This window comes from Spirosoma humi (genome assembly GCF_054776575.1).
The window spans coordinates 365,666-379,222 of sequence record NZ_BAAHBR010000003.1; the positions used below are offsets into that span (position 1 = coordinate 365,666).

The 13,557-nt window shown below is 49.9% G+C and carries 8 protein-coding genes; 4 read left to right on the forward strand and 4 right to left on the reverse strand.

The window, feature by feature from the left end:
• Positions 1 to 24 precede the first annotated feature (24 nt).
• From ACYU8Y_RS05150 to ACYU8Y_RS05165, 4 genes are all read right to left on the reverse strand, one after another.
• A complete protein-coding gene (locus tag ACYU8Y_RS05150) occupies positions 25 to 3,840 on the reverse strand; it encodes a PAS domain S-box protein (protein WP_460934872.1) in 3,816 nt (1,271 codons plus the stop codon).
• Positions 3,841 to 3,945: 105 nt separating this feature from the next.
• Positions 3,946 to 4,689, reverse strand: coding sequence for a response regulator (locus ACYU8Y_RS05155; RefSeq protein ID WP_460934874.1), 744 nt, complete (start codon positions 4,687 to 4,689; stop codon positions 3,946 to 3,948).
• Between the two features lie 675 nt (positions 4,690 to 5,364).
• On the reverse strand, positions 5,365 to 6,105 hold the full coding sequence (locus tag ACYU8Y_RS05160; protein ID WP_460934876.1) for a response regulator: 741 nt from the start codon (positions 6,103 to 6,105) through the stop codon (positions 5,365 to 5,367).
• A 56-nt stretch (positions 6,106 to 6,161) separates the two neighbouring features.
• On the reverse strand, positions 6,162 to 9,314 hold the full coding sequence (locus tag ACYU8Y_RS05165; RefSeq protein WP_460934878.1) for a sensor histidine kinase: 3,153 nt from the start codon (positions 9,312 to 9,314) through the stop codon (positions 6,162 to 6,164).
• Positions 9,315 to 9,705: 391 nt separating this feature from the next.
• On the opposite strand from ACYU8Y_RS05165, the gene ACYU8Y_RS05170 reads away from it, so the two are divergent.
• The 4 genes from ACYU8Y_RS05170 to ACYU8Y_RS05185 all read left to right on the forward strand — a co-directional run bounded on the left by ACYU8Y_RS05170 (position 9,706) and on the right by ACYU8Y_RS05185 (position 13,557).
• Entirely contained in the window at positions 9,706 to 10,695 is a 990-nt protein-coding gene (locus ACYU8Y_RS05170; protein WP_460934880.1) for an amidohydrolase family protein, read from the forward strand.
• 317 nt (positions 10,696 to 11,012) lie between these two features.
• Entirely contained in the window at positions 11,013 to 12,038 is a 1,026-nt protein-coding gene (locus ACYU8Y_RS05175; protein WP_460934882.1) for a DUF1259 domain-containing protein, read from the forward strand.
• A gap of 5 nt (positions 12,039 to 12,043) precedes the next feature.
• Complete coding sequence (locus tag ACYU8Y_RS05180) at positions 12,044 to 12,907, forward strand: chromate resistance protein ChrB domain-containing protein (RefSeq protein ID WP_460934883.1); 864 nt, start codon at positions 12,044 to 12,046, stop codon at positions 12,905 to 12,907.
• Positions 12,908 to 12,966: 59 nt separating this feature from the next.
• Positions 12,967 to 13,557 carry a hypothetical protein gene (locus ACYU8Y_RS05185; protein ID WP_460934885.1) on the forward strand — a complete coding sequence of 197 codons (591 nt, stop codon included), beginning with the start codon at positions 12,967 to 12,969 and terminating at the stop codon, positions 13,555 to 13,557.

Genomic DNA, 13,557 nt, shown 5'->3' on the forward strand with positions numbered 1-13,557 from the left:
TGACCACCAGTGGCGGGAATCGCTTTATGAACGGTTGATGATTCGCAATGAATCGTTTAGGGGAACTACCGAGGCCCCCTCGTCTGAACCATCAAGGCTGACTGCGCCAACCGGTAGTGTTACCGTGAAGGTAGTTCCTTTATTTTCCTCGCTCTCAACCTCAATACTCCCCCGGTGGAGCTCCACAAACTGCCGGGCGATAGCCAGGCCCAGGCCGGTTCCTTGAATCCCGGTTGTGTTACTGGCCCGAAAAAAGGCGTCGAAAAGGGTGGATTGCTCACCGGCGGGAATACCAATGCCCGTATCAATCACCTGAATAACCAGGGTCTCTTCGTTGAAAATGATCCGTAGATGAGGTGAAAGGCCGCTTGAGAATTTAAATGCATTGGAGAGCAGATTGACCAACACATGGTGGAGTAGCTTTTCGTCAAGATATATCCGGCGAGGAACCCCCTCAATTGATACCTGAACTGTCCGGCCATCCTGTCGTTCGCCAAAATGAGTGGTCTTCAAGCCCTCACAGAAACCGACAACATCTACCCAGTGAGGGTTGAAGGCTATTTTGCCCGCTTCAATTGTGCCAATCGTTAACAGGTCTGTGAGCAGCATGGTTACTTTTTCGATCTGATCCTGAATGACTCTTAAATGAGTTTGGATCAACTCCCGGACTCGACGCCTGGGCAGGTCCTGATACAGCGTTATGAGGTCGACGCTGCTTTGAATGATGGTTAAGGGGGTTCTGAATTCGTGGGAGGCCGTCGACACAAAGTGTGATTTGAGTTGATTTAATTCCTGTTCCCGGCTCAGTGATTGTTGCAGAACAAGTTCGGTTTCTTTCTGACTGGTGATATCATTGACAATACCAATGTAACGAAGGGGAATACCTTGACGATCACGCATGACGAAGGTTTTAATTTGAAGCCAGCGAATGCTGGGGTGAGTTCCCTTCACCCGGCACTGGACCACTACTTCCTGCCCTTGCCGGTAGTTATTGAATTCGGCCAGCGCTCGGTCGTAGTCTTCGGCAACGACCGTATCCAGAAATGAATAGTCTCCGCTTAAATTAGCCTGGTCGGAAATACCAAAGACCCGTTTATACGCTGAATTAATGTATAATAAGTCAAACGGCTCGATCGAATGAATCCAGAATACTTCATCCACATTCTCCGCAATTTCCTTGAAGCGTTGCTCACTGTCTCGCAGAGCCGCTTCGGCTAGCTTTCGCTCGGTTACATCCCAGGCGACTCCGATGGCCCGAACAGGTTGACCAGCCGGGTTTTTCACCACCAACCCGTGTGATTCTAAATAGACGATCGTGTTATCGGGTTTTATAATCCGAAAAGTATTAGAGAATCTGTCGTCCTGGGCACCGGTTTGAGTAACTCGCTGCGTATCTTTCAGAAAAGGGGCGCGATCATCGGGATGAATCATGCTGATGAATGTAGCAAAACTCCAGTCGGTACGCCCCGGTTCGAGACCAATCATTTCGAGCAGGCGGTCATCCCAGAGCAACTTTCCCTGTTCCAGATCTTCTTCCCAGATACCCTGTCCAACACTTTGGGTGGCCAGTTGCAGCCGCTGATTCAACTGACGTACCTGCGTCTCATTTTTTTGTCGCTCGGTAATATCACGAGCTGAACCATACACCAATTCATTAATCCCAATCGCATTCCACTCAATGATTCGGTAGGTTCCATCTTTTTTGCGGAACTGATTAACCTGGTTACGAACCGGTTGTTGGAGGATGTTCGCCAGGAACTGCTGATAAACGAATTTCTGCTCATTAGGATGAATTAAGTACAAAAACGGAATGGCCATCAACTCCTCCTCGGAGTAGCCCAAGACCGCCTGGAAAGCCAGGTTGGTTTTGACCAATCTCCCCTGGCTATCCGAAATGCAGTGCATATCCAAAGCGCCTTCGAAGAACGTATTCAGTTCCCGATTTTTTTGCAGGAGTTGTTGCTGGGCCACCTTCAGGGCTGAAATGTCCGTAGCAATACCCACATACCCAATCGTTGTCCCATCTTGATCTTGCAACACGCTGGAAACTAATAAAATAGGTACCTGTCGATTGGCTTTCCCGAGCATAATACACTCCTGGGTAAAATGACCCTGCGTAGTTAACTCAGTCTGCATAACGTGTGAAGACAGGTTCATCGACCATTGATCGATATACGAAAGAAAGGGGGGGGCATTGTTTCCGGGACCAGGGAAAAGCCGCGCTACGCGGCCGGGAAGCTCGTCGGCCTTGTAACCGGTTAAGGTTTCCGTAGCCTGATTTGCCGTCAGGATGATTCCGTTTATGTCCGTTGAGACAATGGCCTGCCCGGCGTGTTTAAGAATCGCCTGATTCAGGGCTGACAACTGCTGAATAGCTCGTGTCCGTTCGGCCACCCGCAGCTCGAGGTCTTCATTTTGCCGCTTTAACCGCTTATCCTGCTCCTGCTGGTTGGAGACGAAGGCTAAATGGTAGGCAACTTCCTGCGCAATTTGCCGGTACTCCTCCGTAAAGAAGAAGGGTACTGAAGAGAGCAACGTGAAGGCACCGGTGCAAATCGGGCCACTATACAGCGGAATAACCACCATGGAGCGAAACCCTTCATCGACCAGGTTCAAGCCGGGGGGTAGACGGATCGTGTCCACGCGTAAATCCGGGTAATAGCGTTCCTGACTAGGAAGTAGATTGGTTATATAATGGGCAGGAAAGCTCAGATTGGTGTTTGGGTCCAGCACGCCCTTGGCTAATCGATACTCAGCCTTGGCCATACCCGAGTTGGGGTCGATGCGAAATAGCGTTAATCGCTCACAAGGGACCAGCGCATTCAGGTGCTGCAAGGCGATCAGAAGGGAAGATTTTCCCGTTTGTTGGGGGCTAAGTAAAGCCTGATCAATAGCATGTAGGCCTTCCAGGCGTTGAGTAGCCCGTTGGATGGCAATTTGTTGCTGCTGTCGTTGCCGGGCGGTGAGGACTAAAGCGCTAAACGTTTTTAATAGAGCAAGGTCTTTGGCATCCCATGTCTTTTTGGCCCGAATAGCATAAAACCCAATAAAGCCAACCGTTTCATGGCCATGAGTCAAGGGAATAAGTACCATGGATTGCACGGAGAGCCATTCAAACAGCGCCTGCTCGCTGGCTGCCTGGAGCGGTAATTCGTTGGTCGAAAATTGCCGGACTTGACCGCTGGCCAGCTGTTGATGCACCCAGGCAAATTGAGAAATTGGTAAATCCTGTAGCTTGGCGCTACTGGAGGGAATACCCGGTGCACACCATTCATGAGAGCAGCTGCCCCGTTGATGATCCGCTGAATACCAAAACAGAGCGGCTCGATCCGCCCCATTGTAGGCACTGATTTGGCCTAGGGCATCCGTGATGTAGCTATCCAACGCCCCCCCTTCCAGGGTCATCAACTGTCCGGCTATGGTTGAAATGATGGACTCCATCGCCAGGCGTTGGCGCAGCTCCTGATCCGCTTTTTTTTGTTCCTGTACATCCAGAATACTCACCAGCAGTAGCTGTTCATCGGCTTGCCAGGTTAACGTTATTCGGTAGGTGAAGCCATGCTCTATCTGGCTTCGATAGTCATAGCGGCCCTGAGGATCAATGGCTTCGCTAGCCCCAAGCAGTGCCACGGCAATCTGGTTCGCGGACTTGTCCAGATGCAGGGTACTCAGAGGATGGCCTAGTAGCTCTTCCGGTGTTTGTTCCAGCATGGCTGCGAACACATGGTTGACCAACTGGTAGCGAAAACCCGTGATACGCTCTCCTGTCGAGCGGATGGGTTCCAAAATGGCCGCCCCCTGGGGGGAGGACTCAAACCAGACGTGTAAAAGACGATCCAAGCGTAAAGTCGTTAGAGGGTTGGCTTAGTCAGACGGATGGGTCACCAGGCTGGGATGAAGAGACAAAGGCGTATCTATCCATACTATATCCTGATAGGGGCAACTTTAGCCCTGTAACCATCGCTTGAAGGCATCAAAGCGTGCTTTAGGTAAGATTGCTTGGCTTATGGTAGGATGCGCTAAAACCAAACAGTATTTACCTTTCTCCCAGTAGGCATAGCTTTTAACCATTCTACGGTGAATGATCAATTGTCGATTAATTCTAAAAAACTGGTTCGGGTCGAGTTCGGCCGCTAGCTTGTCAATTGTTTTTTTTATCTGGAAAGTGCCCAGTGAATGGGCTACGAAGTAAGAACGTTGCTGGGTAAAGAAGTAAAGGCAATCCTGAATTTGCAGTATCCTGTTCCCGCGTTGATCCTGGCCTTGGATTGTCAGCAGAAAATCAGAGTCTGAATTGATTGATGTTTGACTTTGCTGTTGACTCCTCCTAAGTCGGCTTGCGATAGCATTCAACAGATCACGGGCTAAAAATGGTTTGGGTAAGTAGTCGTCGGCTCCTAAATACATACCACGGCGTATATCCACTACATCCGTTTTGGCGGTAATAAAAATGAATGGGATATGGGCTTGATCTGGACTTTTTCGAATCGCTTCCAGGACCTGGTAACCATCCAGTTGGGGCATCATAATATCACAAAGAACAAGATTAGGTCGCCATCGCTCGATGAGCTTAATACCATCCATTCCGTTAGACGTAGCGCCTACTCGATAGCCATTCAGCGTCAGGATTTCCACGATACTGTTGCGAATCTGGTCTACATCTTCGATCACCACTATCTTGTTGATCATATCGAGAGGGTTGTTGTTTGGTCAGTGGATAGCTAGTAGAGTAATTATCGAAAATTTTTTTCAAATAATCAGGTACTTACCAGTACTTTATCATTAGTTCAATTATTAGGTAAGATTTAACAAGCGGGTCTACGAATTAGTGTGGTCTTAAACTGGAAATTCCGTAGGGGATGACCAACTGTTCACGGCTGCCACGGCTAATTTCGACTAAAGCTTACAGACGGTTTCGCCTTAAAAGTCCCGGTTTAATCTTATCGTTAGCTTTATCATGCTCTGAGAAGCCAGATGGCCACAATGCCGTTCCCCGCGCGAGGGTTCGGTAGCCGCCGTACGGCGATCAGAGGCCAACTTGTTATTGCAAAACCGGGACATATATCAAAACGCGGGCAAGCGAGCGCTGCTGGGGGAGGAGATGAACCTATTGGTGGTATTGTCAGACTTGGGTTGGCAGGGCACCCGTCAGCGAGGCAAAGTTTACAGCGATGGGCTTGTGAAGCAATACTAGCCGCAATTCGGTCAAAGTCTGCGTCAGGTCAAGCTGAACGAAACGGGACTGCATCCCTAACTCACCCGCGTGATCAACTCATAGGGGTAACTTGGGGGAAGGGTTTAGTCCTTACGTATAAGATTGAATACAATTAGGTCGTTGGAAGTTTTGTCTCCACAAATTGGTATTTAATCGGCTAACCATTTCTTTAGTTGCCTAAAGCGGGCCTTCGATATAATAATTTCTTTATGTTCCGCACTATTCGTCAGGTATAAACAATACTTCCCCTGCTGCCAGTAGGCATATTTCTGGATGCTATTGCGCTGAATAATCGCCTGGCGATTAGCCCTGAAAAATTGCCTTGAATCTAGTTTAGAAACCAACTCCGTCAGGGATAAGTTAATCTGAAAGGTGCCTAACGGATGGCGCACCCGATAGGCTCTGTTGTGCACATAAAAGCAAAGACAATCGGCTATTTGTAGCATCCTGCTACCTCCCTCCCCGTGTGCCTGGATTGTCTGGAGCCAACTGGGTGGTGGCTGAAATAGGGGCTTTTGTTGATGCCGTTTCAGACGACTCTCAATGGCCGCCAGCAGATCCTTTGTGCTGAATGGCTTGGTTAGATAATCATCAGCCCCCAACTCCATGCCCCGGCGCAAGTCGACCATATCCGATTTAGCCGTTAAGAAAATAAACGGAACAAACATTGAGGGTTCATGCCTGCGAATGAGCTCCAATACGTGGTACCCACTTAGATGCGGCATCATAATATCACAAAGGATTAAATCTGGTGGTTGTTGTTTGGCTATATCGACGCCTTCTAAGCCATCGGCAGCAGCAACAACTTGATAGCCCTTGAGGCTTAGAATGTCCAGCAAGTTTTTTCGAATTTGCTCTTCGTCTTCAATAAGTAGAATTTTAGGGGGCATATATAAATGCGAATAAGTTTACTTCATTAAAAAAACGTATAGCAGGCAATGAATAGCTAAACCGCTTCAGGTAGGGTGGGTAAATGAATGGCGAAGGTCGTTCCCTGCTTAATTTCGCTCTGGACCGTAAGCCGGCCCTGATGAAGCTCCACATACTGACGGGCAATGACCAAGCCTAACCCCGTCCCGGGAATTCCCATGGTATTACTGGCCCGAAAAAAGGCCTGAAATAAATTGTCGATATCCTGAGCAGGTATGCCGATGCCCGAATCGGACACTTCTATGCGCAATTCGTTCGCCAGAAAACAAAGGGTTAACTGGGGGTCTTGGGTCGAGAATTTGAAGGCATTAGATACTAAATTGATCAGTACATGCCTCATCAGTTTCTCATCCAGATAAGCCAGATAAGGATCACCCATTAACTGAAATTGCACCTTACGCTGATCAGGTCGTCCGCTGTAATGGGTTGCAATCAACTCCGTGCAGAGCTTAATGGGGTCCAACCATCGGGGCTGGAGGCTCACGCGGCCTGCCTCAATTTTGCCGATAGTCAACATATCGGATAGTAGTTCACTCACGCGTCCAATCTCTTTGCCGATCACCTCGACAAGCTGTCGAATCGATGCCTGACCCGTTGGAACATCCAGATACAACTCGATCAGGTCAACACTCGTTTGAATCGTTGTTAAAGGCGTGCGGAACTCGTGGGAGGCCGTGGAGACAAACTGGGACTTGAGTTGGTTGAGTTCCTGTTCCCGCTCTAAGGATTGTTTGAGGACCAGCTCTTTTTCTTTCTGACTGGTAATGTCATTGACGATGCCAATATAACGATCAGCTTTGCCGGTCGTATCACGAATGGTAAATGTTCGAACCGATAACCAGGCCACTGACCCATCAGGCCGTCGTAGCCGATAGTCCAATTGGCCTTCCTGGCCTCCCCGGTAGCCTTGAAAGAAAGCAGCCATAGCCGGTCGATCTTCGTTCACGATGCCTTCCATGAAGGAAGTCGGATCGTCATAGATGCTCTGCCGAGTGCGGTTCCAAATCCGTTCATAGGCTGGGTTGATATAGAGTAACCGAAAGGGGTCAGCCGAATGAATCCAGAAGACCTCGTCCACATTGTCGGCAATCTCCCGGAACCGCTGTTCACTCTCTCGCAAGGCCGCTTCTGCCAACTTCCGTCTGGTTATATCCCAGGCAACGCCAATCGTTCGCGCCGGGCGACCGTGTTCGTCCTGGACCACTAAACCGTTGGTTTCGATGAACCGGATGGCTCCATCGGGCCGGATGATGCGGAATTCATTCCTGATTCGGTTGCTAGGCTGTTTCGGCTGCTGAGCGTCTTCCAGGAAGGAGGGTAAATCCTCAGGATGAATGAATTGTATAAACTCCTCAAAACTCCAGCCATCCGGACGGGGGGCTAATCCGTACAACTGCCACAGGCGATCGTCCCACATCAATTTATGGGTTCCTATCGAATGTTCCCAGATGCCCTGGCCTGCCGCCTGGGTAGCCAGTTGCAATCGCTGAGTGAGGTTCCTTAAATCAAGTTCGGTCTGTTGGCGTTCGGTGATATCGTGAGCGGAGCCATAGACGACTTGCTCTATCCCAATGGCATTCCATTCAATAATGCGGTAGGTGCCATCTTTACAACGCATTCGGTTGATCTGATTGCGCACCGGTTGCTGGAGAATGGATTTCAGCCGGTGCTGATACACCCATTCCTGCTCGTCGGGATGGATCAGTTGTAAGAAAGGGATAGCCTTCAGCTCCGCTGCCGAATAGCCCAGCGCCGTTTGGAAGGCCTTGTTAACTTTGGATATAACGCCCCGACTAGTGGAAATACAGTGCATGTCCAGGGCGTTCACGAAGAAGCTGCTTAATTCCCGGTTCTTCTGGCGAAGTCGGGCCTGGGTAGTTTTTAAGGCTGATATATTGGAGGCAATCCCTAGGTAACCGATGGTAACGCCCTGCTCATCCTGCAAAGCGATAGCCGCTAAAAGAATGGGTATGGTCATGCCTGTTTTGGTTTTTACTTCACCTTCCAGGTATGTATATTCCTGTTCATTCAGGGAGTTCTGCAAGATTGCGCTAGTGGTGTTGCCCATGGCTTGCTGGCCAGCCTGGAAGGAAATAACGGGAAGCTGATTGGGGCCGCTACCAGGCCTGACCTGTACTGACTGCCCCAGTAACTCTTGAGCGGAGTAGCCCAATAATTTTTCACAGGCCTCGTTGGCGGTCTGGATCACCGCATCGACACTGGTGGAGATAATGGCTTGACCGCCATGTTTGAGAATCGCATTTTGCACCACCGTTAGTGTACTGATTTGTCTCGAACGCGCTTGTACTCGTTTCTCCAACTGTGCGTTCTTTTGGTCAAGCAGCGCCTGAGTTTGTTTGAGGGCGGATATATCCATGACCGTGAATAGAACGTTCTCGCCCACTCGTACCAAGGAAAATTGCCCCCACATAGAAATACCATTAACCTCAACCTGTTCCTGGTACTGTTGGGGTATACCACTCTGGGCAACATGCACCAGCCGCTCAAACAGATCTATTCGAATCGTGCCGGGAAACAGGGTTTTAAAGGTTTGCCCCACCATTTCTTCCATGCTGCGTCCCGTCATAGCGGCATTGGCTGGGTTGGTCAACAGATAGACAAAATCGGTGATTTGTTTTCTTTGTCTTAGTGGGTGTAAAAGGGCAAGCCCAACCGGGGTATTGGATAGTATCTCTTCCCACAAGTGGGGAGTGGCACCTAATGGCTGAGGAAGGGGTGCAGCTGGCGGTGATAGGAGGGATGGGCCGTCCGTTAGTTCCTTCACTAGTTCCCTAAGGGGATCTGCAGCCTGGGTTGGGTCAGGTGTAAAAAACTCGACTAAATAACCCCCGTTAATCGGTGTAACCATTGCCTGGCCCGACGTAGAAGGTGTCAGTTGGTAGGTAAGCCTGCAGGAAATGCCTTTTTCCAGCGACCGCCAGAGCGCGTTCAGGAAAGGAGTTGCCTGGGGAGTCATCCAGTCAGACAGGTGCGCGTTTACGGTATTTGGTTTGCCCGTTCGGGTGCAAGCTTGTTCACTGGAGTGTACTTGTAAATCCACTAAATGACCTTGTTGATTAAGTAAGGGGGTAAAAAATAGCAGGCTACGTGGGCTAGGGGTAATTTCAGCAAACTCAGTTATCTGAACGGTTTGAACAGGATTTTCCATAAACGTAAAATAATCCGATGGTTCGTATTCCTTTGAAGCCTTTCTCTGGTTTATATACCGGATCCCAGTGGCTATTTCATTGAAGGCTTTTGTCGAGACTACCGTTTGGTACAGTAGCTCTCTTCGGTCAGTGAAATACTTGTCAAAATCGGCAAGAAGAAATACTGAATAGGAATGGGCTCGTTTTGACGATATTTTCTAATCAGATAGGACGAAATAAGCATTCATTTTTATTAAATCGATAACTACTAGGTTATAAATTAAAGAAATTTTTTACAGTATATATACTAGTTGAAATCGAGATTATAAAATAAAGACCATGAAGCAACAGAAGTATGGGTGTTAGTTTATTTTTGTCCACAGGTCAAGCCTTATCTTTTACTGATTGTTTATGAAAAACACGTTACTACTAGTGGTTGCTTTGAGCAGCCTGATGTCCAGCTTGCGAGCACAGACGACACCCCCCAAACGGCCACTTCCCATCATCGATGTGCATGTGCATGCCATGAAGGTCAATCCGAGCTTTGCGGTTGAGATGTGTCCCTGGTTTCTTCGAGACATGCCGGGAGGAGATCCTAACCAGCAAATGCGTGCCTTTCTGAACACGGAGTGTGCCGAGCCGCTGCAGCCGGCTAAATCCGATCAGGACATGCAAGCGGCCATTTTAGCGACCATGGAGCGACTCAACATGACCATTGTTGCCTTTGGGGATCCGGTAATTCTTAGAAAATGGAAAAAAGCGGCTCCCGGCCGGGTCATTGCGGGCATCGGCGTTAGTTCGCCTAAGGAGATGAGTGTCCAGGCCTTTACCGATTCTCTTTCGTCAGGGTTTTATCAGGTAATGGGCGAGGTAGCTCCCCAGTATCAGGGGCTTTCCCCCAGCGATATGAGTTTGGATGGTTACTTTGCCGCTGCCGAAAAACTGAATATACCCGTCGGTATTCACATGGGAACGGGTGGAAACGGGATGGCCAACCTGACTCAGGCTACTTACCGCGCTTCTCTGGGCAGGCCCTTCCTGCTGGAAGACATGCTGGCCCGCCATCCCAAGTTAAAGTTGTGGGTGATGCATGCGGGCTACCCCATGATTGATGAGATGATCGCCTTGATGGGGGCTAATGCGTACGTGTATGTGGATCTGGCAGGATTTATCTGGAGTTATCCCCAAGCGGAGATCCACGCCTACTTAAAGCGATTGGTGCAGGCCGGTTTTGGCAAACGGATTCTTTATGGAACGGATTTGCTGGTATGGCCCAAATTAATTGAAACTTCCCTGAGTGTGATTGAAAACGCGGACTACCTGTCCTTTGATCAGAAGCGGGACATCCTGTTCAACAATGCGGTACGTTTCTTTCGGCTGGATGCCAGCAAGTTCAAATAGACGATGTGAGGTGAGCTAATCGGCAAACGGGTCAACTAATTCATCTCAGTATATACATAATGTATCGATTTTGAGAGCCTTGGATGCTGGCGTTGACTTGTCGACTCATTCACGACGCAACTTGTTAACTACAATAGGCTGTCTCATTTGGGAGCGATTTGTGAGCTTAAGGAAATTTACGATTACAGATTTCCTTAAGCTATGCCCAGTATTTTTCTGAAAAAATAGGCGAACAGGTAAAGAATAGTCAAGTAGTTAAATTCATTCTATTATTGGGTTTCGCCATTGTGTAATCTTGCCCTAAAATCACTCTGACTATGAAACGGCGAAACTTTCTGCAAACAGCGGCTCTCACTGGCGTAATACCCCTATGCACGGGAGGCAGCTCCAACTCTATTCCGCCCGTAGGGCCAACTCCGGCCTTATCGGCTTCCGAGCAAGCGGCCATTGCGACCGCTTTAGGCAAAAAGGGAAGCTATAATGACGCGCAGGCGACTTACTCGGTGCCCTTGCCTCGCCATGACCTTAACGTAACGGTGAAAGGCGAGCCAGTACCGATTTCCTTTGGCTTTGGAGGTTGGGTGGCCTTCAAAAAGACCCTTGATGGTAAACAGACCGTTATGATGAGTGATACCGTCCTGTTGGAAGCCGAGGTTAATCCGCTCATTGATGCCACCCACGCAGCGGGCCTGGAGGTAGGTGCTATTCACAACCACTTCTTCTACGAGCAGCCCCGCATCGTTTACATGCACCTGCACGGCATGGGCCAGACGGCCGATTTGGCCCGAAAATACGCGCAGGCTATTCAGCATACCAAGCTGTTTCCGGGCGTCGCCACGTCGGCCAGTCAGCCGGGTAGCGGGGCTACGCCTAACCAAGCAGCTCAGTCGGGCAATAACGCCACCCCAACGACCCAGAGTACCATGCCGACCGGCAAAGAGTTGTTCGACTTGCCTGCGTTGGACGAACTGGTGAAGTACAAGGGTGTCGTCAACGGTCCCACCTACAAGTACACCGTTGGGCGTGACGACGTGCAGATTGTCGCGATGGGTGCCCAGATGACGGCCGCCATTGGGCTTAACTCCTGGGCTTCGTTTGCGGGTAAACAGGAAGATGCCCACATTGCTGGCGACATGGCCATGCTGGAGGGAGAGGTCAACGCGGTCGTGCGGGCCTTACGCGATCATCAGTTGGAAGTCGTCGCCTTACACCATCACATGCTGGGCGAGCAGCCCCGGACGGTGTTCCTGCACTACTACGGGCGGGGGCCAGCCGTCAAACTGGCGAAGGGCTTTCGAGCGGCCCTGGATCAATTAGGCAAAGGCGGAGGAATGAAACATTAAGCCCCATGATCTGGATCACTCGTCAGCGTCCTAAAATCGACCGGTTAGCCTGCCCCTGGCTGATTCGCCGGTTTATCGATCCACAGGCCCAAATCCTGTTCGTACCTGCGGATAAAGTCATTGAAAAGGCCACCGAATTAGGCGGTACTCCCTTTGACATAGCTGGCGTCGAGTTCTCCCATTATGGAACGGATTGCACCTTCGACTACTTCCTGAAAAAATATGAGTTGACCGACCCGGCGCTGGTTGCCATCGCACCCATTGTGCGGGGGGCTGATACCGATCATCACGAACTGGCCCAGCAAGCGGCTGGGTTATGGGCCATCTCCGCCGGACTGGCCCACAACATTCAGGACGATGATGCGCTGCTCGAGCAAGGGATCATCCTCTATGATGCCCTATATAGCTGGGCTAAACACCTCCAGCATCAAAAGCACACCCAGCAACCCGAAGAGCAACTGCTGTTGCAGATTTTTACTACCTATCTCCAGAAAGGAGCGGATCGGAAAATAGCCCCTCCCGCTTGGACAACTGAGCTTCGGGACCTGATTCAGGATCATATCGATACCAACCTCAGCTTTACACTGTCGGCCGTGGCCAGCTCTTTACAGGTTAATCCAACCTATTTGTCCCGCGTTTTTGCCCAGTACTTCGATAACCTGACCTTTGGTGACTATATTCGTAAGCTGAGGATCGAGAAAGCCATTCAACTTTTAGAAGATACCCCGCATTCTTTGTCGGAGATTGCGTACCTGACGGGCTTCTCCGATCAAAGCCACTTTACCCGGATCTTTAAGAAAATGATGGGTCAAAATCCCTCCGACTACCGAAAAAATATGCCCAAACGTAAAGCAGGTACAAACAGGTAGGATCTGTTCTATTTTTGGCATCAGCAAACGCGTATTCTTGCCAAAAGTATACGCGTTCCATGGACCAACATTACTCGTTAGAACCTATTGCATCGGCTCCCCAGCGGGCAGCTACTAAGAGGCTCTTTTTGGGGATTGCTCTTATTGTGTTGCTATCGGCCCTGCCATCATCCCGGCTAATGGCTCAAACCCCGCCCCCGTCTACGCCCGTAGCACCAGCCTACCCGCGCATGGCGGGCTACCTGGGCGTTTTACACCCGCTGGTTACCTGGCATTCAACCGGTACGGAAACCAACTTTGATCGCTACTATGTGGTGGGCTTTCCCATCGGTCTGAACCTGTGGAAAACCAAACAGCTTGGCTTTAGCGTAGAAGTGGTCCCACTAATCCGCGCCGAAAACGGCACTAGTCGGGTCGCCAATGTGCTGTTTCATCCGGGCGTACTAATTAACCTGGGCCATGATTACACGCTGGCCACTCGTCTGGCCTTCGAAACATCGGGTCGGTACGGATTCACGCCCGTTCTGAACAAGATCGTCCGCAAAGGTCCCACCAACAGCTATTTTGTGGCTGTACCGCTACCGGTTCGTTTTGGTAACGATCATACGGCCTCCTTCACCATCGGTTTCCAATTTGGCATTGTCTTTTAA